21 protein-coding genes are annotated in these 22697 nt (G+C 70.7%); 10 read left to right on the top strand and 11 right to left on the bottom strand.

Going from position 1 to position 22697, the window contains the following annotated elements:
• Positions 1–191: 191 nt before the first annotated feature.
• From ACZOOI_RS02790 to ACZOOI_RS02810, 5 genes are all read right to left on the bottom strand, one after another.
• A complete protein-coding gene (locus ACZOOI_RS02790; protein WP_465279235.1) occupies positions 192–1250 on the bottom strand; it encodes a hypothetical protein in 1059 nt (352 codons plus the stop codon).
• An 896-nt stretch (positions 1251–2146) separates the two neighbouring features.
• Positions 2147–3385: an ABC transporter permease gene (locus ACZOOI_RS02795; RefSeq protein ID WP_465279236.1), complete on the bottom strand. Its 1239-nt coding sequence runs from the start codon at positions 3383–3385 to the stop codon at positions 2147–2149.
• The gene (locus tag ACZOOI_RS02800) at positions 3382–4149 is read right to left on the bottom strand and encodes an ABC transporter ATP-binding protein (RefSeq protein ID WP_465279237.1); all 768 of its coding nucleotides are present in this window, start codon (positions 4147–4149) and stop codon (positions 3382–3384) included. Before ACZOOI_RS02800 ends, ACZOOI_RS02795 begins: the two co-directional genes overlap by 4 nt.
• Positions 4146–5486 carry a peptidoglycan-binding protein gene (locus ACZOOI_RS02805; RefSeq protein ID WP_465279238.1) on the bottom strand — a complete coding sequence of 447 codons (1341 nt, stop codon included), beginning with the start codon at positions 5484–5486 and terminating at the stop codon, positions 4146–4148. Before ACZOOI_RS02805 ends, ACZOOI_RS02800 begins: the two co-directional genes overlap by 4 nt.
• A 10-nt stretch (positions 5487–5496) precedes the next feature.
• Positions 5497–5991 (bottom strand): hypothetical protein, encoded by a 495-nt coding sequence (locus ACZOOI_RS02810; protein WP_465279239.1) that lies wholly within the window; start codon positions 5989–5991, stop codon positions 5497–5499.
• A 299-nt stretch (positions 5992–6290) separates the two neighbouring features.
• Between ACZOOI_RS02810 and ACZOOI_RS02815 the strand changes: the two genes are divergently transcribed.
• Positions 6291–6944 carry a response regulator transcription factor gene (locus tag ACZOOI_RS02815; protein ID WP_396008646.1) on the top strand — a complete coding sequence of 218 codons (654 nt, stop codon included), beginning with the start codon at positions 6291–6293 and terminating at the stop codon, positions 6942–6944.
• Positions 6941–8374 (top strand): sensor histidine kinase, encoded by a 1434-nt coding sequence (locus tag ACZOOI_RS02820; RefSeq protein WP_465279240.1) that lies wholly within the window; start codon positions 6941–6943, stop codon positions 8372–8374. The genes ACZOOI_RS02815 and ACZOOI_RS02820 overlap by 4 nt, the downstream gene beginning before the upstream one ends.
• 243 nt (positions 8375–8617) lie before the next feature.
• Here ACZOOI_RS02820 and ACZOOI_RS02825 read toward each other — a convergent pair whose 3' ends face one another.
• Entirely contained in the window at positions 8618–9226 is a 609-nt protein-coding gene (locus tag ACZOOI_RS02825; RefSeq protein ID WP_465279241.1) for a TetR family transcriptional regulator, read from the bottom strand.
• 244 nt (positions 9227–9470) lie between these two features.
• On the opposite strand from ACZOOI_RS02825, the gene ACZOOI_RS02830 reads away from it, so the two are divergent.
• Entirely contained in the window at positions 9471–10262 is a 792-nt protein-coding gene (locus tag ACZOOI_RS02830; RefSeq protein ID WP_465279242.1) for an SDR family NAD(P)-dependent oxidoreductase, read from the top strand.
• 76 nt (positions 10263–10338) lie between these two features.
• Here the strand turns inward: ACZOOI_RS02830 and ACZOOI_RS02835 are convergent, their stop codons facing one another.
• Positions 10339–10890 carry a DUF4291 domain-containing protein gene (locus tag ACZOOI_RS02835; RefSeq protein WP_465279243.1) on the bottom strand — a complete coding sequence of 184 codons (552 nt, stop codon included), beginning with the start codon at positions 10888–10890 and terminating at the stop codon, positions 10339–10341.
• 289 nt (positions 10891–11179) lie between these two features.
• Here ACZOOI_RS02835 and ACZOOI_RS02840 point away from each other — a divergent pair, with 289 nt between their 5' ends.
• A complete protein-coding gene (locus tag ACZOOI_RS02840; RefSeq protein ID WP_465279244.1) occupies positions 11180–12850 on the top strand; it encodes an FG-GAP repeat domain-containing protein in 1671 nt (556 codons plus the stop codon).
• A gap of 52 nt (positions 12851–12902) precedes the next feature.
• On the opposite strand, the gene ACZOOI_RS02845 is transcribed toward ACZOOI_RS02840, so the two are convergent.
• On the bottom strand, positions 12903–13244 hold the full coding sequence (locus ACZOOI_RS02845) for a VOC family protein (protein ID WP_465279245.1): 342 nt from the start codon (positions 13242–13244) through the stop codon (positions 12903–12905).
• A gap of 163 nt (positions 13245–13407) precedes the next feature.
• Positions 13408–16086: a pyruvate dehydrogenase (acetyl-transferring), homodimeric type gene (gene aceE, locus ACZOOI_RS02850; protein ID WP_465279246.1), complete on the bottom strand. Its 2679-nt coding sequence runs from the start codon at positions 16084–16086 to the stop codon at positions 13408–13410.
• A 145-nt stretch (positions 16087–16231) separates the two neighbouring features.
• Here aceE and ACZOOI_RS02855 point away from each other — a divergent pair, with 145 nt between their 5' ends.
• Positions 16232–16882, top strand: a complete 651-nt coding sequence (locus tag ACZOOI_RS02855; protein WP_465279247.1) for a GntR family transcriptional regulator — start codon at positions 16232–16234, stop codon at positions 16880–16882.
• Between the two features lie 96 nt (positions 16883–16978).
• Here ACZOOI_RS02855 and ACZOOI_RS02860 read toward each other — a convergent pair whose 3' ends face one another.
• Positions 16979–17365: a hypothetical protein gene (locus ACZOOI_RS02860; protein WP_465279248.1), complete on the bottom strand. Its 387-nt coding sequence runs from the start codon at positions 17363–17365 to the stop codon at positions 16979–16981.
• Between the two features lie 126 nt (positions 17366–17491).
• Positions 17492–17698, bottom strand: coding sequence for a DUF2191 domain-containing protein (locus tag ACZOOI_RS02865; RefSeq protein ID WP_391587450.1), 207 nt, complete (start codon positions 17696–17698; stop codon positions 17492–17494).
• A gap of 307 nt (positions 17699–18005) precedes the next feature.
• On the opposite strand from ACZOOI_RS02865, the gene ACZOOI_RS02870 reads away from it, so the two are divergent.
• The 5 genes from ACZOOI_RS02870 to ACZOOI_RS02890 all read left to right on the top strand — a co-directional run bounded on the left by ACZOOI_RS02870 (position 18006) and on the right by ACZOOI_RS02890 (position 22647).
• A complete protein-coding gene (locus tag ACZOOI_RS02870; RefSeq protein ID WP_465279249.1) occupies positions 18006–18752 on the top strand; it encodes an amino acid ABC transporter ATP-binding protein in 747 nt (248 codons plus the stop codon).
• A 13-nt stretch (positions 18753–18765) separates the two neighbouring features.
• The gene (locus ACZOOI_RS02875) at positions 18766–19827 is read left to right on the top strand and encodes a glutamate ABC transporter substrate-binding protein (RefSeq protein ID WP_465279250.1); all 1062 of its coding nucleotides are present in this window, start codon (positions 18766–18768) and stop codon (positions 19825–19827) included.
• Positions 19828–19840: 13 nt separating this feature from the next.
• On the top strand, positions 19841–20485 hold the full coding sequence (locus ACZOOI_RS02880; protein ID WP_465279251.1) for an amino acid ABC transporter permease: 645 nt from the start codon (positions 19841–19843) through the stop codon (positions 20483–20485).
• The gene (locus ACZOOI_RS02885) at positions 20482–21291 is read left to right on the top strand and encodes an amino acid ABC transporter permease (RefSeq protein ID WP_465279252.1); all 810 of its coding nucleotides are present in this window, start codon (positions 20482–20484) and stop codon (positions 21289–21291) included. Before ACZOOI_RS02880 ends, ACZOOI_RS02885 begins: the two co-directional genes overlap by 4 nt.
• A 606-nt stretch (positions 21292–21897) precedes the next feature.
• The gene (locus tag ACZOOI_RS02890; RefSeq protein WP_465279253.1) at positions 21898–22647 is read left to right on the top strand and encodes a hypothetical protein; all 750 of its coding nucleotides are present in this window, start codon (positions 21898–21900) and stop codon (positions 22645–22647) included.
• The last annotated feature ends 50 nt before the right edge of the window (positions 22648–22697 follow it).

Consider the following 22697-nt stretch of genomic DNA (forward strand, 5'->3'; position numbering starts at 1 on the left):
TGGAGGGTGGCCGAGGTGGTCGGCCGGGCCCCCGGAGTCGGGGTGCCGGCTTCGTGCGACGCGGCCGAGGTGGTCGGCCGGGGTTCGAGGGTGTCGGCGTGGGGGCTGCGGGGCCGGGGCGGTGCTTGTGGAACCCCAGCCTCCGCATCCGTCGCAACGCGTGGAGCGGGTGGGTGCACCAACCTGCCGAATCAGGCGTTCTCGCGCGTTCGGCCGACCACGGCCTCGGCCTCCGAGCCCGCATCGGCCACCGACCCCGACCGACCCCGCGCGCCCCGCAACCTCCGCGACCTCCGCAACAACTCGCCCGGCTTCGCGCTCAGTGCCCGCGCCCGCGCTCGCGGACCCGCCGTCACCGCCCGGACCCGCGCCCTCGGGCCGTCGGTCCAGGCCAACCATCCCGGTCGAGTGCGGCCCGCGAACAGGCCAAGCACGATCGCCGCGCCCACCGCGATCAGGTGTTCACGGCCGGCCAGGTTGGGCAGGATGATCGACTCCAGGACCATCGAGCCGCCCGTGATGGTGAAGAGTATGGGCGCGCGGTGAATGATCGAGAGGTACGTGAACAGACCGACCACCGCCGCCGACGGGCCGGTGTCCAGTACGTGCGCGGCCGACGACGGCAGGCCGAGCGCGTGGTCCGGACCGATCGCGATCATGATCCGGGCGCCCATCGTGCCCGCCAGGGTGGTCACATAGGCGACCATCAGCGTGCGGGCCGCGCCGAGCGAGAGCTGGGCGATGGCGAACGCGAGGAACAACTGCGTGATGCCCGCCCAGACCGGCAGGTTCAATGCGGGTACGAACAGCGACACCGGAGTCCGCAACAGGGCCAGCCACAGCGGCAGATCGGCGCTGACCCCACCGAGGATGCGGACCACGGTCTTGCCCGCCGGGGTCTGCCCGATCGCGTGGAAGAAGATCACCGCGGAGCTGGCCACGACCGCGAGCGCGAGCCCCTTGCCGCGGCTGCGCCACAACTGGCGAACCGGATCCGCGACGATGCCGCGCCACTCGCCGCACAGGGTTCGCCACAGGAAGAGCACCAGTTGCCAGGGGGCGGACCACAGCCGGCCGCGCCAGTCGCGTCGCACGGTCTTCGCATCGCCGCCGCCGGGAGCCTTCGCGGCATCCGCGGTCCGGACCTCGGCGGCCTCCGGCACCCGGGCCCGCGTGAGCGTGCCGGTCGGGGCGGATCCGCCGGCGACGCCGTCGCCGTCGTCCCGGCAATCGTCGAGAACGCGCAACACTGCTGATCAACCCCCAACGACTCGTCGAGTCCGGCGGCCACGGACCCGGGCCGGTGGCGATGTGTGGCATGCACCACGCCCTGCCCTCAGCTGCGTCATCGTAAAACGAGGACACGACACACCGGTCGGTGAATTGACGCTGGGCGGACGCTCCGCGGTTGCGACATTTCCGGTCGGCCGGGCGATGCGGGGGGTGGTGAACCGCTTTCCGACTCAAAGATTACCGACTGCCGGCGCGGGCCATCGTCAACCCAATCGATGACTTCACCATGCCTGCGTCATCATCTGGTCGTACGAATCACCTCCCCTCCCGCGCCGACCTGCACCGATGCCGATCGGGCGGCGTTGCCTACCCGCCCGGGCCGACCATTCGGCGCCGGGTTGGCCGGAAAACACGTGGTGAGCAACCGGAATCCGAACGCCGAACGCCGCCCGATCGCGAATGGCTGGATTCACGAGCGGGCGGCTTCGCCGAGGAATGGGCGCTTCCGGTCGAGCGCGGTCGGTCACGTGTGTGGTGCGGTTGCCGTGGTCGCGTGCGGTTGGTTGCCGTGTGGTCGCGTGCGGTCGAGCGCAGTTGCCTGCGGTTGCGTGTGCGGGCGGTCGAGCGTGGTTGCCTACACACGTGCGCGTTCGTACCGGAGTCGAACCGGTGCCGAGCGTCACCGAAAGGATCGAAACGGACCGGATCGAGTCGAACGCGATGCGAATCCGGGCCGAGTCGACGCCCGCCGCATCGACACCGACCCGGCCGGCGCGCGGGCCGATACCGAATCAATGCCGAATCTTGCCCAGCTGGTGCCCAGGTTTTGCCCAGGTTCCGTACAGGCGGCATCCGGAGTCGGGTCGGTGGGGCCGACCGGCCCCACCGACCCGACTCGCGCCCGCGCCCGCCCTCAGCCCGAGCTGAGTGCCTCGGTCGGTGGCAGCCGTGCCGCTCGGCCGGCCGGGTAGAGGCCGGCCAGCGCGCCGATCGCCACCGATGCCGCGACTCCGCCCAGGATGGCCGGCCACGGCAGCACCAGTGGCCAACCCTGGGCTCGGGCGTACCCGCTGGTGACGATCAGTCCGAGGACCACGCCGGCCACGCCGCCCAGGCCGGACAGGGTCACCGCCTCGGTCAGGAACTGCAGGCGGATCTGGCCCCGCCCGGCGCCCAAGGCCCGGCGCAGGCCGATCTCCTGGCGGCGTTCGAGCACGGAGATGACCATCGTGTTGGCCACCCCGACCCCGCCCACCAGGAGCGCGACCGCGCCCAGGCCCACGAACAGCCCGGTGAAGGTGTTCTTGGCGGCGAGCTGTGCCTCCAGCGCGTCGGACGGCCGGCTGACCTTGACCCCGGCGGGGTCGGCCGGATTGGCCGTCGCCGCGAGCACGTTGCGCACGTCGGCCACCGCGTCCTCGGCGGAGCGCTCGTAGATCCTGGTCGGATGCCCGTCGAAGCCGAGCAGGTCCCGCGCCGCCGACCAGCCGACCAGCGCGGAGTGGTCCACCTCGGGCGCCAGTGGCACCGGGGCCAGGACGCCGATCACGGTGAACCACCGCTCCCCGATCCACACCTGCCGGTTCGGCCCGTCGACCCCAAGCAGCTCCGCCGCCCGGGCGCCGAGCACGACCGTCGGATAGCGCGAGTTGGCCGCGTTGAACCACTGGCCCTTCGCCACCCGGCCGCCGATCGTGTCGAGCAGGTCCTCGCGGGTGGCCGCCACGGTGATGCCCTTGGTCACGCGTGGGTCGATCCGGTCGGTGCGCCGTACGCTCCGGCCGTCCAGCTGGGCGGTGGCGCTGGCCGACGTCACCGGGCCGATCCGGCGCACCATGTCCACCGCGTCCTCGGGCAGCGGCACCTTGCCGCCGAACATCGAGTCGCCGGGTCCGACCGAGAGCATGTTCGTGCCCAGGCTCCGGATCTGGTCCGTCAGCCGGGCCTGACTGGCCGTACCGATGCCCAGCACCGCGACCATCGCGGCGATCCCGATCGCGATGCCCAGGCCGGACAGGATCGCGCGCATCGGCCGGCCGCGTACCCCGAGCAGGCCGACCCGCACCACGTCGACCGGTCCCAGCCGCGCGGTGTCCGGCAGCGGCACCGGCGTCGGCCGGGCGGCACGGGTGTCCTGATCCGTCGTCGTCATCCGAGCACCCCCGCCGGCAGTGCACTCGACGCACCACTGTCCGCGTGGATGCGGCCGTCCAGGATCTCCACCCGGCGCGGCAACGACCGGGCGATCCCGGGGTCGTGGGTGATCACCACGATCGTGGTCCCGTCCGCGTGCAGTTCGTGCAGCAGTCGCATCACCGTCGCCCCGGAGCGCGAATCGAGCGCTCCGGTCGGCTCGTCGGCCAGTACCAGCGCCGGCCGGGCGACCAGGGCGCGGGCGATCGCGACGCGTTGACGCTCACCGCCGGACAGTTCGCGCGGGACGTGGTCGAGCCGGCTGCCGAGCCCGACCCGGGCCAGCGCGTCGGCCGCGCGTTCACGCCGCTCGCGTACCGGAATCCCGTGGTAGTAAAGGCCGTTGGCCACGTTGTCCACGGCGGTGAAGTGCTCGGTGAGGAAGAACTGCTGGAAAACGAAACCGATCCAGTTCGCCCGCACTCCGGAGAGTTGACGGTCCTTCAGGCCGGCGATGTCGTGCCCGAGCAGCCGCACCACCCCCTCGGTCGGTCGATCCAAAGTGCCCATCAACTGGAGCATGGTCGACTTCCCGGAGCCGGACGGCCCGACCACGGCGAGCAGTTCGCCCGCCTCGATGGTCAGGTTCGCGTCGATCAGGGCCCGCACTCCGCCGGGGTAGGACCGGCCGACGCCGTCGAGTTCGATCACCGGTACCGTGCCGCGGACGCCGGGCGGCCCCGGTTCGGCCGCCTTGCCCGGCGCTCTGCGATGCCTCCTCATCCCTTGGGCACCCCGACCTTCAGGCCCTCGGTCACGCCGTCGCCGGTCACCTCGACCCGGCCGTTGGCGAACATTCCGAGTTCGACCTTCAGCAGTCGGGTACTGCCGTCCGGTTCGACCGCCTCGACGCCGTAGCCGCCCTCGGTGAGCGCGAGCAGCGCATTGACCGGGACGGTGAGCACGCCCTTCTTCTCCTTGCCGGTGAAGCCGACGGTGACCGGCGCGCCGTCCAGGGTGCCGGCGTCCTTGGGCTGGTCGAGCGCGATGTCGACCGGGATGGTGGCCTTGTCCTGACCCTGCGGTGCACCGCCCTGGGACTGTTCGCCCTCCTTGGCCACCGTGCCGACCTGGCTGATGGTGCCGGTCGCGGTCTTGCCGCCGGGCAGGGTGACCTGCACCTTGGCGCCCTTGCTCGCCAACGTCTGCTTGTTGACCGGCAGGTTGACCGTGACCCGACGACCGGTGCCGCTCGCCTTGAGCAGCGGTCCCTGCGAGGTCGAGCCGAGAACCGCGGTGACCTCGCTGACCCGCACCGAGTCCGGCAGCACCACCGCGTCTCCGGCATCGAACCGGCCGGTCTGCTTGTGGCCCATGTCCTTCTGCCACTTCTTCACCGCCGTGGCGGTCGCGTCGGTGAACTTCTCGTCCACGGTGAACCCGCCGTAGCCCAGGGCCTGCAGATTCTGCTCCAACTCCCGTACGTCCACCCCCTTGTCGACCCCGACGGTCAACGCCCGCCAGAACGGCGTCTCGCCGTAGAACAGCGGCACCTTGGTACCGTCGCGGCCGTACACCCGATCGCCGCGCGCCAGCGTTTCGCCCACGCCGGGAAGCCAAGTGATGGTGCCGGGACCCGCGTTGTTCCCGGTGTCCGGAAGCGAACCGCCCTGCCCCCCACCCGAACCCCCGGTACCCGGGGCGGATCCGCCGCCCGGGCTCCGACTCGGCCCCGGAGTGCCGCCGCCCTGTGGTTTGTTCTTGTCGTCGCCGGCCGGCGGGGTCTCCTTGTCCGGGCCCGGCGCGGCCGCGTTCACGGAGTACGTGCCCGCGTACCCGAGCTTGCCGTCCACGTTCTGCCGGTCGACCAGGTCCGCGCGGGTCACCGGGACCGCGTCCAGCTTCGTACGGTTCGCGGAGGCATCGGAGCCGTCGCCACCATCGGAGAGCAGTACGGCCGCCGCGCCGCCCGCCGAGGCCAGCACCAGAGCGGCGGCGAGGGCCCGGCGCCGACGGTGGCGCCGACGCTCGCGCGGGTATGCCGTGCGGTCCGGCTCGGCCGGAGCCGACACCGGCTCCCCGTCGTACTCGTACTGCTGTGGGGTGTCGATCGAAACCACGAGGCCGCCCCTACTTCTTCTTCGTCAGCGGCGGAACCTTCTTGTTGCACAAATCCATCGCCTTGGTGACCTTCTCGTCGCCGGCGTCGATGGTGAGCATCGCGCCCCCCGCGCCGTCGCCCACGTTCACCCCGTTCTCGCGCAGACAGTCCATGTGCTTGGCCTGCCACTCCTTGAACTTGGGGTCGTTCGGGTCGAAGTCGCTCTTCGGCTGGAACTTCTCGCACGCCTTCATGGCGTCCTCCGTCTTGGACGACCCCTCGTCCGCGGGCATCGCCCCTATCCGCATCGCGCCGCCCTCGCCGGGCTCCGGGTCGGGCATGTCGACCCCGTGCTCACGCATACAGCTCGCGAACTTGACCATCTGGTCGCGGCGCTCGGCGTCGTCACCCTTGCCCGAGTCCGAGCCGCCGCTGCCCTCGGCCTTCGCGCCGCCGCTGCCGCCGCCCGAGGCCACCTTGCTCTTCGGCGAGCCGCCGTCGTCGCCGCACCCGGCCGTGGTCAAGGCGAGGCTACTCGCGAGAACCACCCCGACCGCCAACCTGAGCGCCAAGGGCCGCCCCGATCCCGTGCGCCCGAACCTCGTCATCACTGCCGCTCCTGCCTGTTGTCCTACCGTCGGTCGTGTGGCCACCCCTCGCCGTGACGGCGAGGGGTACGACAGCAGGTCTACGCGGCGGCGGGTTACCCGGCCGTCTCCCGAATTGGTTATCCGGAGCTAACACGGGGTCGCGTATAAACGGTGGGGTTGGTCCGATGTGTGCAAACCCCCCTTCCCCCGGCCCGAAGCGGAGCGACGAGACCTTGCGAGTCCTGGTGACCGAGGACGAGGAACTGCTGGCCGACCTGGTCGCCCGAGGGCTGCGCCGGGCGGCGATCGCGGTGGACGTCGCGTACGACGGCGACAGCGCGCTGGAGCGGCTCGCGGTCAACGACTACGACGTACTGGTCCTCGACCGTGACCTGCCCGGCACCCACGGCGACGACGTCTGTCAGGCCGTCGTGGCCGGTCGGATGCGTACCCGGATCCTGATGCTGACCGCCGCCGGCACGGTCCCCGAGCGGGTTGCGGGGCTGCGCCTGGGCGCGGACGACTACCTGCCCAAGCCGTTCGAGTTCGCCGAGTTGTTGGCCCGCGTGCAGGCGCTGGGCCGACGCGCCATGCCGGCCGTACCGCCGGTGCTGCGGAAGCACGGCATCGTGCTGGACAACGCTCGGCGTCAGGTCACCCGAAACGGCGAGTACATCCGGCTCGCACACAAGGAGTTCGCGGTGCTCGCGACCTTGATGGCGGCCGACGGAGCGGTGGTCAGCGCCGAGGAGCTGCTGGAGCGAGTGTGGGACGAGAACATCGATCCGTTTTCCAACACCGTGCGGGTGACCATGTCCAAGCTGCGCGCCAAACTCGGCGACCCACAGGTCATCCGCACCGTGCCCGGCTCGGGATACCTGATATGAGCGGCCTGCGGAGACCCGGCGCGAGCGGCCCCAGGGCAGCAGCCGGGAAGAGCCGGCGGAGGGCGGCAACCACCACGAGCAGCTCGACGAGGACAACCGGTACGAGCCGGCTGGTCGCGGACGGGCGGCTGATCCTCCGGGCGCTGTTCCGTCGGCCGTCGGCGCGGGCCCGGCTCGCGCTGATGTACGGCGGCATGTCGCTCGTGGTCGGCACGGTGCTGCTGGGCATCGTGTACTGGTTCGTCGATCAGCGACTGTCCCAGCAGTTGCCGGGGGCGATGGCCAGGACGTTCGCGGCGGATTCCCCGTACGGCTACGACCAGACCCAGACCATCGCGGGCCAGGCCCAACCGGCCCAACCCTTGCCGGGTACGGCACTTGTCACCATGATCCCCGCCGACTCGATCCGTCGGGCCACCGTTGTCGGCCAGGACGTGACGATGAGTCAACTGCTGACCGTGCTCGGCGCGGCGCTGCTGCTGCTGGCCGCGGCGTCGATCCTGGTCGGCTGGTGGATGTCCGGCCGGGTGCTGCGCCCGGTGCACGGAATCACCGCGACGGCGCGCCGGTTGTCCGAACACAACCTGCACGAGCGGATCGCGATGCCCGGGCCGGACGACGAACTCAAGCAACTCGCCGACACCTTCGACGGGATGCTCGACCGACTGGAGAAATCCTTCGACAGCCGGCGGTTGTTCGTCGCCAACGCGTCACACGAATTGCGCACCCCGCTCACGATCCAACGCACGGCGATCGAGATCGGCCTTGCCGACCCGCACTCGCCGCAGGACATCGTCGAGACGCGCGAACAACTCCTGGCGCTGAATCGGCGCACCGAGCGTCTGATCGACGGCCTGCTGAACCTGGCGGTGAGCGAGCGCGGCAACGTCCAGGCATCGCCGGTCGCGCTGCACGAGTTGACCGCCGACGTGCTCCGGCAGACCCGGCCCGCGGCCGAACAGGCCGGCATCCGGGTCGACGCGAACCTCGCCGGCAGCGTGGTGTCCGGCGACCCACTGCTGCTGCGTCAACTGGTCACCAACCTGGTCGAGAACGCGGTACGCCACAACCATGCGGGCGGCTTCGTCACGGTCGGCGTCTCGGCCGGGTCCCTCCGCGTCCGCAACACCGGTCCGGTCATCCCCGCCGACCGCATCCCCGAACTCTTCGAGCCCTTCCGCCGTTTCCGCCCCAACCGCACGGGCTCCGCCCGGGGCTCCGGCCTGGGCCTCTCCATTGTCCAAGCCATCGTGCACGCCCACGCAGCCCACATCAGCACAACGGCCAACCGTCACGGCGGCCTCACCATAGCCATAGCCCTCCCCAAACCACCCCCCGCACCCCACGACCCGAACCGACGCCGAACACCGGCCGAGACCCGGGATCCGGCCCGGCCGCCACTCGAACCCATCGGCCCCTCCGGCACATGAGCCCCCTCGGCCCGACGAGCGCTCAAGCCCAATCCAAAGCAACCAACGCTCAACGCAAACCGACACGAAATCAGCCCGGCCGGCGTTCGAGGCCAACCCAAAGCAACCAACGCCCACCGCACGCCAAGACCAAATCCAGCCCGGCCGGCGTTTGAGGCCACCTCGGCCGGAGGCCGGGTCCCATCAGCCCGGCCGGCGCTTGAGGCCAAGCCCGGCCGGCGACTGAGGCCGAACCCCCCACCCTCACGTGCGCAGGAGGCCCCCGTCGGCGACCCGCGACAACGCGTCGGCCACCCGGTCCGCCGCATCGCCCGTCCCCTCCGCCGCCCACCGCCGCATCGCCACACGAACCGCGACGTTCGCCGCTCCCGCGGCCAGGTCCACCGCGAGCCCGTCCACCTCCGCCGCCCCCGCGTGTGCCGCGCCCACCCGCGCCGCAATCACCGGCCGCAACCGCTCCTCGCAGTCGTGGTGCACCCCCAACCACACCGCCCGCAATGCCGGGTGCCCGTCCGCGGTCCGCAGTACGACCCGCAATTGCGCGTCGTCCACCCCGTCCACCTCCCGCGCATGCCGCATCGCCGCGCGATAGCTGGTGGTCATCGCCTCCAGCAGTCCGACCGCCGGATCACAGGCCGCCAGCCGCTCCACCCAGTCCGCGATCCCGGCCGACAACACCGGCGCGACGGTCTCCTCCTTGCTCCGGAAGTAGCGGTAGAAGGTCCGCAGCGCCATTCCGGATGCCTCCGCGATGTCCTCCACGGTCGTCTCGTCGAACCCGCGCTCCGCGAACAACCGGATCGCCGCCCGCGACACCTCGGTCCGGGTATCGGCCTTCCGCCGCTCCGTCAACGATGGCCGCCCGACCCGAGCGGACCCCCCACGCCGACCCACCCGATCCGAGCCGACCGCATCCGAATCCACCGAACCCACCGAACCCACCGGGTCCGAGCCGACCGAATTCGAACCGACCGCAGCAGCATCCATCAGCCCAGTCTAATGACACTCGGGGAATTAATGGCACAACGTGCACGTTGGGCGTAGCGTGCAAGAACGGGGACGACCCCGACTTACTCGCCCGGAAAGAAGGACGCACATGAACCGCTTCGACACCCGCCGCATCCTGGTCACCGGCGCCGGCTCCGGCATCGGCCGGGCGACGGCCCTACGGCTGCTCGGCGAAGGCGGCCGGGTCGTCGCGGCCGACGTGGTCCCCGACGGCCTCGCCGGCACCCGCGACCTCGCCACGGAGGAAGGCACCGCCGAGCGCCTCACCACCCTCGTGGTCGACATCGCCGACGAGACCTCCGTAGCCGAAGGCGTCCGTACCGCCGTCACCGAACTCGGCGGCCTCGACGTCCTGGTCAACGCCGCCGGCATCCTGCGCGCCGAGCACACCCACCTCACCTCGCTCGACCTGTGGAACCGGATCATCACGGTCAACCTCACCGGCACGTTCCTGGTGACGCGCGAGGCGCTGCCCGCCCTCCTGGCCGCCGGCAACGGCGTCGTCGTGAACTTCAGCTCGACCTCGGCGGCCTTCGCGCACCCGTACATGGCGGCCTACGCCGCGAGCAAGGGCGGCATCCAGTCCTTCACGCACGCCCTCGCCCTGGAATACGGCAAGCAGGGTCTGCGCGCCGTCAACGTCGCCCCGGGAAGCATCAAGTCCGGTATCACCGACGCGACTTCGGGCTACCTCCCGGCGGACACCGACTGGGAGCTGTTCGCCAAGCTCTCCCCCATCCTGGCCACCGACCTCGAATCCGGCGGCGCCCCGATGGCCGGCCCCGACGCCATCGCCGGCGTCATCGCCATGCTCGCCTCCGACGACGGCGCCTTCATCACCGGCACCGAAATCCGGGTGGACGGTGGCACACACGCCTGACGGCCCCCCGGGTACGCGCGCTCACCCAACCGCGTACCCGGGCCACACACCCCATGGGCGATGACGCCGAGGCCCCTCAACCGTCCGCGCCCACCCGCCGGGCGAGAGGCGCAGGCAGCGGATACGGCTTCTCCGCCGGCAACAACCGCTGTGCCTGTGCCGCGCGGCCGTCCTTGAGCAGCCCGGCCACCCGCCGCACCAACGGCGTCAGGTCGGTGATGCCGACGATCCACTCGTCGTTGAAGGTGCGAATCAGCTCGCGCCCGATCCCGACCTGGATGCTGTAGTGGTTCAACGCCGCGCCACGCAGGGACCGTTCCGGATCCCACTGCACGTGCACCGCCGCACCCGCCACCGACCCCTCGGTCGACACCGCCCGCCCGAGCGCGTGCTCGAACCCCGCCCGGCTGATCCGCACGGCCAACACCCGTTCCTGGCCCGCCTTCCGGCCCCAATCGCTGCGGTGCATCAGCCAGCAGAACGACGGCTTGACCCACGTCATCCGCCCGAACGAGAACGGCGCCACGAACCGCCCCTCCCGCAACGCCGGTTCGGCAATGGCCGGCGCGTACGCCTGGTACACCACCAATGACGTGGCATCGAAATCGGCCCGAACCTGCCGCAACATCACCGTGGCGCGCCACGCTGTCAGGCCCCCGACCCCCGAGCCACGCATTTTCCGCGCCGGCCTCGCGATGTGCCATCTCTCACTACAACCCGTCGGCCGTCCCAAGCGTCGCCCGGACCGGCAATTCGGATACATGGATGGATCACGACAGGCCCCATCGCCTTCCGGAGTCGATCGAAAGCACTCCGTCATCATGGTGGATCACCGTGCCTCGCATACCCGTTGCAAGTGTCCCAGGCGACTGGTTGCCTACCGCCGTCCGGTGATTCCGGCGACACGAGGAGTGCACATGAACCGCAGGAAACCCTTCCCGCACAGCCGCCGATTGCCCACCCTGGCCGGCGGTCTTGTCGTCGGCATCCTGGCCTGCGGCCTGCTGACCGCACCGGCCGGCGCGACAACCACGACCACCACCGCCCCCACCGACCTTCGGATGAACCCGACCCCAATCAACGGCTCGACCGGAACGTGCGGCTATCTCCCCGGAATCGGCGACTCCGGCACGCTGGACCTGACCGCGACGGTGGGAGAGCCGAACGGGCCTTTGGTTGCTGCCCACTTCGAACTCCACGAGGTCGGCAACGGGGACCCGACCACCTGGGACAGTGGGTGGGTCTCGGAGCAGTACGGCGCCCATTCGGCCACCGCCGGGGTGCCGGGCGGTGCACTCACCGACGGCAAGTCCTACGCGTGGAGCGTCGAGGCAGGGCTTGCCGGACAGCCCGATCCGGTGCGCACCGCAGGCTGCACATTCACAGTCGACAGCACGCGACCCGGCGCGCCGACCGTCACCAGCACGGACTTCCCGGTCAACGGCGGCGGCAAGTACGCGGGGCAGCAGGGCGTCTTCGTCTTCGACGCAAGCGCTGCCGGGGCCGACGTGACGGAGGTCAGGTACGTCCTCAACGGCACGATGCCGGTGGGCGGTGGCTCCCAGGCGATCTACGATGCGCCGTCCGGCACTTGGCGGACACCGGCCTTGACCGTGAGCCAATGGGGAAGCAACAGCCTTGTCGCGCAGAGCGTGGACCGTGCGGGCAATCGCTCCTGGTCGGTGACCTACTCGTTCCAGGTCCCGACCGACCCCAACCCGCCCGCGCCCAAGCCCGGTGACATCACGGGCGACGGCAAGGTGGACGTACTCCGTACCGACGCCGGCGGCGCCCTTCGATTCCAGAGTGCGGGTGGCGATCCGACCACCGGCAGCGGCCTCGCCTCGTCGGCCCTGCAAGGACCGATGGCCGACCACACCTGGACCGGCGCGCTGATCAGCCACCGCGGCGGCGAAGGACGTGCGGACGACCTCTACGCCTTCAACGGCACAAGTATCTCGCTCTACCGCAACACGTTGAACCCGACCAACGGGTACTTCAGGAGCGACAGCACGCTCTTCGTTTCCCGCGCGCCTCGATGCACCGACCTCACCCAGGCCAACGGTGTCTGCGTCGGCTACCGGCAGAACTGGTCGCAGGTGAAGCAACTCGTCGCCCCCGGCGACGTGAACGGCGACGGGCGCCGGGACTTTCTCACCGTCGAGGCGGAGACAACGGGCGTGCATCGCCTGTGGCTGCATGTTCCCAACACCCCCCGGGCCACCGCCCTCGACGGCATCGACCGGCAGACCCAGGAACTTTCCTCCCCCGGCGACATCAACGGCGACGGTCTGGCCGACCTGTGGTTCCGCGACCGCACCGACGGCGAGATCTACCAGTACACCTCCGCCCGCAATGCCGACGGCACGGCCGACCTCGGCGCCTACGGCCGCACCCCGACCCTGATCGCCGCCGGTTTCGATCTCGCCGCCTACCCCCAGGTCTCCTCCGACGGGGACTTCGACGGCGACGGCAGGGCCGACCTGTGGGCCCGGGCCGCCGACGGCAAGGTGTACACGTTCCCCGGACAGGCTCCGGACGCGAACGGCAACGTGTTCGGCCCGGGGCAACTCATCGCCGGTAGCTGACCCGAGCGCGATCGGGGCCGTCCCCGCCCGCACCGGGACGGCCCCGATTTGCTCAGGTGCCGACGTATTCGAAGGCCGCGCCGTCCGGGTGTCGCAGGACCGCGCGGCGGCCGTTCGGCGTGGGCGTCGGCGGGGCGATCGAGGTGGCGCCGTGGGCGGTCAGGTCGGCGATCGTCGCGTCCAGGTCCTCGACGCCGAGGGTGGCGGCCACCGCGGCGAAGCGGGCCGCCACCTCGTCCGGGCCGGTGAACACCAGGAACGGCCCGATGGCCGCCAACTCCAGCCCGGCAAAAGCGAATCGGGTCGCCGGTTCGCCGCTCAGCCGCTCGTAGAACACGATCGCCGCGTCCAAGTCGGGCACGTGTCGACGCACTGTCACCGATGTGATCGTCATGCGCACAGTCTTCCGCACCGGGTCGTACCTCCCACCGCAGGTCCCCCTGGCCGCCCCCGAACCCAAATCCGAGCCCCAGTCCGAGCCCGCGAGAACGCCCTCGCCTCACGCCGCCCCTCCACCCGCCCCCACGCCGAGCCCACGAGGACGCCCCCACCTCACCTCACCTCTCCACCCGCCCGTACCGCTCCATCGCCTCCCGTGGCAGTTCCGGCTTGACCCTGCCCTGGCGGGCCAGCGCCGTCAGGGTGCGGATCACGATCGACGGGGCGTCCACGGCGAAGTGGGTGCGGGTGGCGGCCCGGGTGTCGGAGAGGCCGAAGCCGTCGGTGCCCAGCGAGGTCCATTCCTGGCGGACCCACGGCGCGATCTGGTCGGACACGGCGCGCATCCAGTCGCTCACCGCCACCACCGGCCCGGTCGCGTCCGCCAACGCCCGGGTGATGTACGGGACGCGGTCCTCCCCGGCGGCCAGCGCCTCGCGGCGCAGTTCGGTCCAGGACGTCACCGACCACACCTGCACGGGCACCTCCCAGTCCTCGGCGAGCATCCGCTGCGCCTCCAGCGCCCATCGCACCGCCGTTCCGCCGGCGAGCAGTTCGGCCGCCGCATTGGGCACGGGCGCACACGGATGGATGCCCCGCAGGATCCCCTCGGCCGCGTCCGGGCTCGGCATCGCCGGTTGCGGAAGCGGTTCGTTGTACACGGTGAGGTAGTAGAAGACGTCCTCGCCGGTCGGGTGCTCGGGCGTCGCGGTCAGCATCCGACGCAGGCCGTCCCGGACGATCACCGCGATCTCGTACCCGAAGGCCGGGTCGTAGGACACACACGCCGGGTTCGTCGACGCGATCAACTGCGAGTGGCCGTCCGCGTGTTGCAGCCCTTCACCGGTCATCGTGGTGCGTCCGGCGGTGGCGCCGATCAAAAAGCCCCGGCCCATCTGGTCGGCCAGGGCCCACAGTTGGTCGGCGACCCGCTGCCAGCCGAACATCGAGTAGAAGACGTAGAACGGGATCATCGGCTCGTCGTGCGTGGCGTACGCGGTGGCCGCCGCCGTGAACGAGGCGACCGCGCCCGCCTCGGTGATGCCCTCGTTGAGGATCTGACCGTCCACCGCCTCCCGGTAGGACAGCAGCAGTTCGCGGTCCACCGCGTCGTAGGTCTGCCCGTGCGGCGAATAGATCCCGGCGGTCGGGAACATCGACTCCATCCCGAACGTGCGCGCCTCGTCCGGCACGATCGGCACCCAGCGCCGACCCACGACCGGATCACGCATCAGATCCTTGGCCAGTCGCACGAACGCCATCGTGGTCGCGATCTCCTGCCTTCCGGAGCCCTTGAGCAGCGCGGCGAACGGCGCCTCGGTCAACGCCGGCGGCTCCGGCAACGGCGTGAACGCGAGGCGCCGCGCCGGCACCGGCCCGCCGAGCGCACGGCGGCGTTCGGCCAGGTAGCGGGCCTCGCGCGAATCCGGGCCCGGATGCAGGTACGGCGGCAGCTCGCCGGCCAGGTCGGCATCCGGCACCGGCAGGTCGAGCCGGTCGCGCATCGCCCGGAACTCGTCCCGACGCAGCCTCTTCATCTGGTGGTTGGCGTTGCGCGCCTCGAAGCCCGGTCCGAGCGTCCAGCCCTTGACCGTCTGCACCAACACCACACTGGGCCCGCCCCGGTGCTCGATCGCCGCGCGGTAGGCCGCGTACACCTTGCGCGGTTCGTGGCCGGCCCGGGAGAACCCGACCAGCTCCGCGAGCCGCACGTCGTCCAACTTCCCCGCCACGGCGCACAGGTCGGGCGTGCCGCCGAACAGGTTGTCTCGGATGTACCCGCCGTCGGCGGCCGAGTAGGTCTGGAACTGGCCGTCCGGCGTGTGTTCCAACCGGCGGATCAGCTCGCCGTCGTGGTCGCGCGCGAACAGGTCGTCCCAGGCCCGGCCCCACAGCGCCTTGACCACATGCCACCCGGCGCCCGCGAACACTCCCTCCAACTCCTGGACCACACGCCCGTTTCCGCGCACCGGGCCGTCCAGCCGCTGGAGGTTGCAGTTGATCACGAAGACCAGGTTGTCCAGTCCCTCGCGCGCGGCGAGGGTGAGCGCGGCGGTGGCCTCGGGCTCGTCCATCTCGCCGTCGCCGAGGAAGGCCCACACCCGGCTCTGCGAGGTGTCCTTGATGCCGCGGTGGTGCAGATAGCGGTTGAACCGGGCCTGATAGACGGCCGCCAGCGGCCCGAGCCCCATCGATACGGTCGGGAACTCCCAGAAGTCGCCCAGGGATCGCGGGTGCGGATAGGACGGCAGCCCGCCGCCGCCCACCTCGCGGCGGAATCGGTCGAGCTGATCGACCGTCAGGCGCCCTTCCAGGAAGGCTCGTGCGTACACCCCGGGCGACGCATGCCCCTGGAAGTAGATCTGATCACCGGGCCCGCCGTCGGCCCGCCCCCGGAAGAAGTGCTCGAAGCCCACCTCGTACAACCACGCCGCCGACGCGTACGTGGCCATGTGCCCGCCCAGCCCGTACCGGCTCGCCCGGGTGACCATCGCCGCCGCGTTCCAGCGGTTGTAGGCGGTGATCCGCTCCTCCAGGTCCACATCGCCGGGGTAGCCCGGCTCGGCCGACGTGGGCACGGTGTTGACGTACGGGGTGCGCGTCACCGGCGGCAGTTCGAGGCCGCGACGTGCACCGTGTTCGAGCAGGCGGGCCAGCAGCAGGCGGGCCCGGCCGGGGCCGGCGGCGCGCACGACGGCGTCGAGCGACGCGGTCCATTCCGCGGTTTCCTCGGGGTCCCGGTCGGGGAGCTGGTCGAGCTGCCCGGTCGGGGTACGGCTCGACGTGTGGTGTGACATCCGGGCCGCCCTCCTTCGTATCGGTGAAGGCTTCTGGGTGCGGACCCCCGGGTGAAGCGGGAGGGAGTTCCGCGGTGAAGCCTCTCCAGTTTGCGCAATGATCGATCATTGCGCAAAAGTCGAGTCCGCGCCCTAGACTGGCCCGATGACCGAGCCGCCTCGCCCGACCCTGGAACGACGCCCACTGCGCGAGCAGATCCGCCAGTACGTCACCGAGGCCGTGGTCGCGGGCCGCTGGGCGCCCGGCGAACGCATCGTCGAGCGCCGTGTCGCGGTGGAGTTGGGGGTCAGCCAGGCACCCGTGCGCGAGGCGCTGCGCGAGCTGGAACAGCTCGGCCTGGTCGAGTCGGAGCCCAACAAGGGCGTGCGCGTGCGCTCGTTCAGCGAGAACGATCTACGCGAGATCTACCCGGTCCGGGCCGGCCTGGAGGAGACCGCGGCGCGACTCGCGCTGCCGCTGATCGACGACGAGCGGCTCGCCGCGCTCGACCGGCACGTCGCCGCGCTGCACGCGGCCTCGACGGCCGGCGACGCGAGCGCCCAGATCCGGCACGGCGTGGCCTTCCACCGCGAGATCGTCGCGGCATCCGGCAATGCGCTGCTGCGCTCGGTCTGGGAGGCGCTGGGCATCGAGGTGTGGACGACGCTGTCGATCCGGGTCTACCGGATGGACCTGCACGAGAACGCGGCCGACCACGAGCCGATCGTGGCCGCCTTCCGCCGCCGCGACCCGGCCACGAGCGACCTGCTGCGCGAACACGTGCTCGGCTACGGCGGCTGCGCGCTGTTGCCGTAGGCACGAACGCAGACCACCCACGGACTCGGCGCCGGCACGGGAGCCACGCACCGGCGGCGGCGCACCGGGCCGACACCCCCGACCCCGCTCCGCACCTCAGCGCAGTACGCCGCGCTCCGCCCGCATGTGCGGCGCCACCAGGTTGCGCGGCCGGTTGAACAGGATCACCGTCGCCTCGATCACCGCGACGGCCAACAGGACCACGACCGCGACCATCGACAGGTAGCCCCAGAACGCCGCCGGGCTCTCGTCCTCCGCCGCGAACCACGGCGATACCGCGATCACGATGGACAGGCACCACATCTGGATCGCCACCAGCGCCATCGCCCGCACCAGCCCGCGCCGAGCCGGGTCACTCAGCGGCAACGCGCGGAATGCCGACACGATGTCGTCGGCCGCGCGCGCACTTCGCCAGATGTCGCTGGTGCGGTTCGTCAGACCCACCGAGGACATGAACGCGAAATAGGACAACCACAACCGCATGCGTACCCGCCCCGTCCCCCAACGTCCCGACCCGTGGCTCCGTGTCACACGTGTCACTCGCCATTCTCGCGCAGCGCCCTCCGGCTCGGTACAGCGGCTCGGATCAACGCGACCGCGACGGGCCGGCTACTCGATGACGGGGTTGCGCTGCTCCCGCTCCTCGATCGTGCGTCGGTGGTCCTCGACGTTGCCGGTCAGCGCCTCGGTGCGGTGGCCGCGGGCGATGTAGTCGAGCACGATCGCCTCGATCGCGTCCTGGGCGTTGCGCACGCCGGACAGGACCATGACCTCGATCACGACGTTCGCGTCCAGACTGATGTTGACCTTGGCCATCGACGACTCCCTCGACTCGACCCGCTCCGTCCGAACCCACGCCCGTCGGCGCGAGATCCGCGCACCGGTCCGCGGACGGGTCCGCGCACCGAGCCGGTGACGCGCCCGGATCCACGCACCCGACCGCCCGCCCACCCGCCCGGCAGGCCGCCGCCCGCACACGTGTCACCCGCGCGAGGGGACTCTATCGGCCGTTAGAGGGGTTGGCGGTGCCGGCGCGACTGAATCGACCCGCCGAGGTCCATGCACCGGGCATGTGCGCTTGCGCACGGCCCCTACCCCCGTGTCGAAGGCGAGTCGGATACCTGTGACCTCGGAAGACCCACTCGTCGTCCTCTCCGGCGTGAACAAGCACTTCGGGTCGCTGCACGTACTGCGGGACATCGACCTGACGGTGTCGCGCAACGAGGTGGTCGTCCTGATCGGCCCCTCGGGCTCCGGCAAGTCGACGCTGTGTCGCACGATCAACCGGTTGGAGACGATCGACTCCGGCAGCATCACCATCGACGGCCGGCCGCTGCCGGCCGAGGGTCGTGAACTGGCCCGGCTGCGCTCCGAGGTCGGCATGGTGTTCCAGTCCTTCAACCTGTTCGCGCACAAGACCGTGCTGGACAACCTGACCCTGGCCCAGATCAAGGTACGCAAGCGCAGCAAGGCCGAGGCGGAGAAGAAGGCCCGCGAACTCCTGGACCGGGTCGGCCTCGCCGACCAGGCACCCAAATATCCGGCGCAGCTCTCCGGCGGTCAGCAGCAACGGGTCGCCATCGCCCGGTCGTTGGCGATGGACCCCAAGGTGATGCTGTTCGACGAGCCGACGTCCGCGCTCGACCCGGAGATGATCAACGAGGTCCTGGAGGTCATGCGCACGCTCGCGGTCGAGGGCATGACGATGGTCGTGGTCACGCACGAGATGGGCTTCGCCCGCTCGGCGGCCAATCGTGTGGTGTTCATGGCGGACGGCCGCATCATGGAGTCGCGCAGACCCGAGGACTTCTTCGACCACCCGGAGACCGACCGGGCCAAGGACTTCCTGTCCAAGATCCTCAAGCACTGACGGGGGATCGGACATGCGCACCCGAAACCGGACCCAAACCCGTACCCGTACCCGCAGCCGAACCCGCACCGGCACCGGCACCGGCACCGGCGACCGCGCCCACACCACCGCCCTCCGAAACAGGTCCCGAGAAAACACGTCCCGAGAAAGCGCGTTCCGAGGAAACACGCTACGAGGCGACTCGCCCCGGTTCGCGGCCCTGCTCGCCCTCCTCCTCGCCGCCCTGCTGCTGGCCGCGTGCGGCAAGTCCGGCACTCCCCCGCCCAAGGGCCCCAAGGCAAAGGACCTGCCGTCCTATCAGGTGGCCACCGACGTCAACATCGACTCGCCCACCTTCCGCTCGGCCAAGTCGCGCGGGCGACTGGTCGTCGGCACCAAGGCCGACCAGCCCTACGTCGCCCAGCAGGATCCGGCGACCGGCTACTACTCGGGTTTCGACGTCGAGATCGCCAAGATGATGGCCGCCTCACTGGGCTTCCCGGCGGACCGGATCGAGTTCAAGACGATCACCTCCGCCAACCGCGAGACGTCCTTGCAGAACGGCGAAGTCGACTACTACGTCGGGACGTACACGATCAACGACAACCGCAAGAAGCTGGTCGGCTTCGCCGGCCCGTACTACATGGCCGGTCAGGCGCTGCTGGTCCGCAAGAACGACAAGGACATCAACGGGCCGCAGGACCTGGCCGGCAAGAAGGTCTGCTCGGTCGCCGGGTCCACCCCGTACCAGCGCCTGGTCGCCGACTACCCCAAGGCCACCGCCGTGGCCTACGACAGCTATTCGGTCTGCGTGGACAACCTGATCAGTCTTCAGGTCGACGCCGTCACCACCGACGACACCATCCTCAAGGGCTACGCCGCCAAGGTGCCCGACCAACTCCGCCTCGCCGGGGAGCCGTTCTCGAAGGAGCCGTACGGAATCGGAGTGCCGCGCGGGGACCGCAACTTCCGCCTCGCGCTCGACGACGCGATCGTCGCGCACGAACAGAACGGCGACTGGAAGCGCGCCTACGACTCGACCCTCGGCCTCTCCGGCGTACCGGCTCCCCAGCCGCCGCCGGTGGACCGGTACTAGCGGAGGGCCGACGATGAATGTCCTGCTCGACAACTTCACCCTGTTCCGCAAGGGCTTCGTGGGCACGCTCGAACTCACCCTGGCCGCCTCGGCGATCGCGCTAGGGGTCGGGGTGCTGATGGCCGGGTGCCGGGTCTCCCCGGTCCGGCCGTTGCGCATGCTCGGCGGCGTGTGGGTGACGGTGCTCCGCAACACCCCGCTCACCCTGCTGTTCTTCGCCGTCGTGCTGGGTCTGCCGCGATTCGGCGTGGTGCTCCCGTTCTTCACCCTCGCGGTGCTCGCCCTGGGGTGCTACACCTCGGCGTTCATCTGCGAAGCGGTCCGCGCGGGCATCAACACCGTGCCGGTCGGCCAGGGCGAGGCGGCGCGCAGTCTGGGGATGAACTTCGGTCAGACGCTCAACCTGATCGTGTTGCCGCAGGCGGTGCGCGCGGTGATCCCGCCGGTGGGCAGCACGCTGATCGCGCTCGCCAAGAACACCGCGATCGCCGGTTCGTTCAGCGTCGTCGAACTGCTGGGCACATACCGCACGCTCAACGAACTCGGCTACGACATCGTCGTCACGTTCATCTGGATCGCGGTCGGCTACCTGATCATCACGCTGTCCATCAGCGCCCTGTTCCGCTTCCTGGAGAAGCGCCTGGAGGTGGCCCGATGAGCATCGAGACTTCGGCGCTGTACGACGTCCCCGGGCCCAAGGCCCTGGCCCGACACCGCACGTACGGCCTGATCGTCACCGTGCTGTTGCTCGGTGTGCTGGCGTGGGTGGTCTACAAGCTGTTCGACACCGACCAGTTCGCCCACGACAAGTGGGCGCCGTTCGAATACGTGGGCGTGCAGAAGTTGTTGCTCCGCGGCCTGGGGCACACCCTCCAGGTCTTCGCGTGGGCGGCGGTGCTCTCGCTGGCCTTCGGCGCCGTGTTCGCTGCCGGCCGGCTCTCCGAACACCGGGTGGTCCGCTGGTTCTCGGGCCTGGTGGTGGAGTTCTTCCGGGCCATGCCGGTGCTGGTGATGATCTTCTTCATCTTCATCGCGATGAAGGTCGAACCCCGCCTGGCATTGATCTGCGGACTGACCCTGTACAACGGATCGGTCCTGGCCGAGGTCTTCCGCGGTGGCGTCAACGCGGTCCCCAAGGGCCAGCGCGAGGCGGCCTACGCGCTGGGCATGCGCAAGACCGCGGTCATGGTGCACATCCTGATCCCGCAGGCGGTCCGCACCATGTTGCCCACGATCATCAGCCAGTTGGTGGTCACCCTCAAGGACACCTCGCTGGGCTACCTGATCTCCTACGAGGAATTCCTCTACGCCGGCAAGCAGATCGCCACCAACCTCGACTACAGCCTGCCGTTCATCCCGGTCGTCATCGTGATCGCACCGATCTACATCGGCATGTGCATGCTCCTCTCCGGCCTGGCCCGCTACCTGGAGAGCAGCGGCCGACGCCGGCACAAGACCGCCTGACCACGCCCCGACCACGCGCGTGGGCCCCGGGCGCCGACCAAGGTCGCGGGGTTTGGGCCGGCAGCGGCGAAACCTCGCTGCCCGCCGGACTCGTCGCCGCGCTGCCGGGCGTGCTGCGCCGGGTCGGCCCCGGTCCGCTGCTCGGCGCGTGGGGTCGGCTGCGGGCCGAACGCACGGCGGGGGAACGGCGGGTGTGGTTCCCGCGCGGCAGCGTCGCGGGAGCGTACGCGCGCAACGACGCGGGCGAGCCCGTCCCGGTCGCGCTCAGCGCCCCGGTCTGCGCCCTCATCGAGCGGGAACTGACACGCCGGGCACTGGAGTTGCCGCGGGACGAGGTCGCTGTCCTGGATGCCGGACTGGACGACCTGATCGCGCCGTTCGCCGAACACTCCACCGCCGAGGCGCTGGTCGCGATCCCGCGCGGGAGCACCCGGCCGATGCCGCGCGGCGGTCGGATCCGGCTGTTCCTGCACTGGATGCAGGCCGCGGACCAGCGGGTCGATCTGGACCTGTCGATCGCGCTGTACGACGCGAATTGGCAATACCTCGGCCTGTGCGACTACACGAACCTGGTCTACGGCCCGGACCGCGCGATGGTGCACTCGGGTGACTTCACTTGCACCCGCACCGCACGGCGCGACCGAGTTCGTGGATCTGGACATCGCCAAGCCGGCCGCGCAGGACGTCCGGTACGCCGTCGTGGTCGTCTTCAGCTACAACGACGTGGCGTTCGACGACCTGCTCGACGCGTTCGCCGGCTTCCAGGACCTGGACGCGGTGGCCGCCGGGCGCACGTTCGACCCGAGCGCGGTCCGGCAGCGCTTCGACCTGGCGGGCGACGCGCGGATCTGCGTCCCGATGACTGTCGACCTGGCCGCGGGCACCGCCCAGTGGACCGATCTGAACCTGTCCGGCCAGGACGGCCCGCACAACGTCTTCCGGCACACCGACCGCCTCGCCGAACTGGCCCGCGACCTGCGCATCCACTTCGCCCCGGGAGGCCGGGCCACGCTCGGCGACCTGGCCCGGATCATCGCCGCCGCGACCACCGACCGGGTGCTGATCCGCGGCCGGCGCGCGGGGGAACTCACCGAGTACCGCCTGGGCCCCGACGAGGACGCCGACGCCTTCGCGGCCCGCGTGCGCGACGGCGTCGGCGGCACCGCAGTCTCCCTCGACGCGGGCGAGGAACTCGCCGCCGGCCGCGCGTTCGTGGCCCTGGTCCACGGTGATATCCCGATCACCGGCGGGGGCACCCTGTACCGCCTCTACCCGGGCCCCGCCGACACCGCACCCGCCGAGATGCGGCGCTGGTCGGCGCCGGACCTGGCCTCGGCCTTAACCCCGACGGAGTAGGCCGCCGCCGAGCGCCACCGGCGGCGTCGATGTGGTCGACTCCCGCCGGC

The organism is Embleya sp. L77, from assembly GCF_055557415.1.

What these genes read in the sequence shown, in the direction of transcription:
- ACZOOI_RS02795 (WP_465279236.1), bottom strand. Translation starts at nt 3,385, where the DNA reads ATGACGACGACGGATCAGGACACCCGTGCCGCCCGGCCGACGCCGGTG.
- ACZOOI_RS02800 (WP_465279237.1), bottom strand. Translation starts at nt 4,149, where the DNA reads ATGAGGAGGCATCGCAGAGCGCCGGGCAAGGCGGCCGAACCGGGGCCG.
- ACZOOI_RS02820 (WP_465279240.1), top strand. Translation starts at nt 6,941, where the DNA reads ATGAGCGGCCTGCGGAGACCCGGCGCGAGCGGCCCCAGGGCAGCAGCC.
- ACZOOI_RS02830 (WP_465279242.1), top strand. Translation starts at nt 9,471, where the DNA reads ATGAACCGCTTCGACACCCGCCGCATCCTGGTCACCGGCGCCGGCTCC.
- ACZOOI_RS02835 (WP_465279243.1), bottom strand. Translation starts at nt 10,890, where the DNA reads ATGTTGCGGCAGGTTCGGGCCGATTTCGATGCCACGTCATTGGTGGTG.
- ACZOOI_RS02840 (WP_465279244.1), top strand. Translation starts at nt 11,180, where the DNA reads ATGAACCGCAGGAAACCCTTCCCGCACAGCCGCCGATTGCCCACCCTG.
- ACZOOI_RS02845 (WP_465279245.1), bottom strand. Translation starts at nt 13,244, where the DNA reads ATGACGATCACATCGGTGACAGTGCGTCGACACGTGCCCGACTTGGAC.
- aceE (WP_465279246.1), bottom strand. Translation starts at nt 16,086, where the DNA reads ATGTCACACCACACGTCGAGCCGTACCCCGACCGGGCAGCTCGACCAG.
- ACZOOI_RS02855 (WP_465279247.1), top strand. Translation starts at nt 16,232, where the DNA reads ATGACCGAGCCGCCTCGCCCGACCCTGGAACGACGCCCACTGCGCGAG.
- ACZOOI_RS02860 (WP_465279248.1), bottom strand. Translation starts at nt 17,365, where the DNA reads ATGCGGTTGTGGTTGTCCTATTTCGCGTTCATGTCCTCGGTGGGTCTG.
- ACZOOI_RS02865 (WP_391587450.1), bottom strand. Translation starts at nt 17,698, where the DNA reads ATGGCCAAGGTCAACATCAGTCTGGACGCGAACGTCGTGATCGAGGTC.
- ACZOOI_RS02875 (WP_465279250.1), top strand. Translation starts at nt 18,766, where the DNA reads ATGCGCACCCGAAACCGGACCCAAACCCGTACCCGTACCCGCAGCCGA.
- ACZOOI_RS02880 (WP_465279251.1), top strand. Translation starts at nt 19,841, where the DNA reads ATGAATGTCCTGCTCGACAACTTCACCCTGTTCCGCAAGGGCTTCGTG.
- ACZOOI_RS02885 (WP_465279252.1), top strand. Translation starts at nt 20,482, where the DNA reads ATGAGCATCGAGACTTCGGCGCTGTACGACGTCCCCGGGCCCAAGGCC.